Consider the following 827-nt stretch of genomic DNA (forward strand, 5'->3'; position numbering starts at 1 on the left):
GGACCAAAGGTGGCCTCTACATGTAAGCTATCGCGTTGGGATGGGCCCAGTTAGGATTAGCTAGTTGGTAAGGTAATGGCTTACCAAGGCAACGATCCTTAGCTGGTTTGAGAGGATGATCAGCCACACTGGGACTGAGACACGGCCCAGACTCCTACGGGAGGCAGCAGTGGGGAATATTGCACAATGGGGGAGACCCTGATGCAGCCATGCCGCGTGTGTGAAGAAGGCCTTCGGGTTGTAAAGCACTTTCAGCAGTGAGGAAGGTCGTGTACTTAATACGTGCACGGCTTGACGTTAGCTGCAGAAGAAGCACCGGCTAACTCCGTGCCAGCAGCCGCGGTAATACGGAGGGTGCGAGCGTTAATCGGAATTACTGGGCGTAAAGCGCATGCAGGCGGTTTGTTAAGTCAGATGTGAAAGCCCGGGGCTCAACCTCGGAACCGCATTTGAAACTGGCAGGCTAGAGTCTTGTAGAGGGGGGTAGAATTTCAGGTGTAGCGGTGAAATGCGTAGAGATCTGAAGGAATACCAGTGGCGAAGGCGGCCCCCTGGACAAAGACTGACGCTCAGATGCGAAAGCGTGGGTAGCAAACAGGATTAGATACCCTGGTAGTCCACGCCGTAAACGCTGTCTACTTGGAGGTTGAGGTTTTAGACTTTGGCTTTCGGCGCTAACGCATTAAGTAGACCGCCTGGGGAGTACGGCCGCAAGGTTAAAACTCAAATGAATTGACGGGGGCCCGCACAAGCGGTGGAGCATGTGGTTTAATTCGATGCAACGCGAAGAACCTTACCTACTCTTGACATCCAGCGAAGCCTTTAGA

The 827-nt window shown here is 53.3% G+C and carries 1 rRNA gene; it reads left to right on the plus strand.

Annotated elements, in window-relative coordinates:
• A 16S ribosomal RNA gene (locus HLG76_RS14640) occupies nucleotides 1-827 on the plus strand; the annotation flags it as partial.

It is taken from the genome of Salinivibrio sp. EAGSL, assembly GCF_013366455.1.
GTDB lineage: Bacteria > Pseudomonadota > Gammaproteobacteria > Enterobacterales > Vibrionaceae > Salinivibrio > Salinivibrio costicola.